Source organism: Vibrio sp. 10N.222.48.A3 (assembly GCF_041475345.1).
Taxonomy (GTDB): domain Bacteria; phylum Pseudomonadota; class Gammaproteobacteria; order Enterobacterales; family Vibrionaceae; genus Vibrio; species Vibrio tasmaniensis_A.
In genome coordinates this window covers 1-543 of sequence record NZ_JBFRVX010001158.1, presented here as the reverse complement: position 1 = coordinate 543, position 543 = coordinate 1, and the positions used below count along the sequence as shown (strand labels likewise).

Genomic DNA, 543 nt, shown 5'->3' with positions numbered 1-543 from the left:
GATTGGCGCAAGATGGTGTTGCTGCCACGTTTGAGGTGTCGAAATGAAAACGGCGGTCGTTACGCCGTTTTCAACTGCCGAGAGGAGCGCTGGGTTATCGTGAATCCGCAGGTCTCGTCTTATCCATAGAATGTCGCTCAATATCCGTATCTCAGTTTAAGTTCTTGTGGGTGCGGGTTTAGGTAAACCTGTGATTCAAGGTACTCGTTTGGGTATTCCATCAAGTAGTGGTTGATCAGTGTTAGTGGAACTAACAGAGGAACTAGCCCTTCTCTGAATGATGAAATCTGATTCGTGAGCTCTTGTTTGTGAGCGCTGCTCAGTTGTTTCTTAAAGTAACCTTGTAAGTGATGCAGAGTATTAGCATGACTGCCGCGGTTTGCATGGTGCATTAGCGCCGTCATCAGACCTTCGATGTACTTTTCAGCCAGCTCATCAATCTCTAAATCGTTACTCGCTAAAAGTTTGCCTAGGCTCTTATAGCCTTCAATGTGGTGACACATTACCAGGTACTTGTGAGCGCTGTGGAATTGAATCAGCTTG

Annotated in this window: 2 protein-coding genes; both read right to left on the bottom strand. The window is 46.2% G+C overall.

The window, feature by feature from the left end:
- The coding region (locus tag AB4653_RS24625; RefSeq protein WP_372105546.1) for a deoxyribodipyrimidine photo-lyase at positions 1–141 on the bottom strand (141 nt) is incomplete at its 3' end.
- Positions 138–543, bottom strand: a 406-nt coding sequence (locus AB4653_RS24620) for a YbgA family protein (RefSeq protein ID WP_372105544.1), incomplete at its 5' end; no start/stop codon positions are given. The genes AB4653_RS24625 and AB4653_RS24620, both read right to left, overlap by 4 nt.